The following is a 593-nucleotide window of genomic DNA, read 5'->3' on the forward strand; positions in this document are numbered from 1 at the left end:
GCCATTCGGACCGTGGCGGAGATGACCGAAGCGTTCCGCGACGAGGCGCGGTGCCGCCGGCTGGTTGAGGTGATGGTGTGGCCGAACGGACGGCTCTGTCCGGCCTGCGGCTCGCGGCGCTCGATTACCCTGGCGGGGCGCGACACGGGACGACGGTCCCGGCCGGGACTTTATCAGTGCTGCAATCCGGACTGCCGCTTCCAGTTCACTGTGACGACGCGAACCCCGTTGCATGGAACGAAGCTACCCTTGCGGACCTGGCTCATGGGGCTGTGGTTCATCCTGCAATCGGACAAGGGCATCTCGTCCATCCGTCTGGCCGAAGCACTGGGCGTCAGCCAGCCGACGGCATGGCGGATAGGCCACGTCCTGCGGCTTCTGGTGCTGCGCGACCATCCGCTGGGCGGGACGGTGGAGATCGACGAGTTCCATTTCGGCGCCAAGCCTCGCCGTGATCCCAACCCTCCCAAACTGGGGCGAGGACGCAAGGGCCATCCCCGCACGACGAAGACGCCAGCTCTCGCGGTCGTCCAGCGGCCAAGCGGCCGGGAACCGGGAACACCGGCCGGCGAAGCCCGTGCCGCCGTGGTCGC

The 593-nt window shown here is 68.3% G+C and carries 1 protein-coding gene; it reads left to right on the forward strand.

Annotated elements, in window-relative coordinates:
* Window positions 1–3 precede the first annotated feature (3 nt).
* Window positions 4–593 (forward strand): transposase (locus HL658_RS36495; protein WP_343055448.1); only part of this gene is annotated, 590 nt, incomplete at its 3' end.

Origin of the sequence: Azospirillum oleiclasticum (genome assembly GCF_013423485.1) — a bacterium.
GTDB classification, from domain to species: Bacteria; Pseudomonadota; Alphaproteobacteria; order Azospirillales; family Azospirillaceae; genus Azospirillum; species Azospirillum oleiclasticum.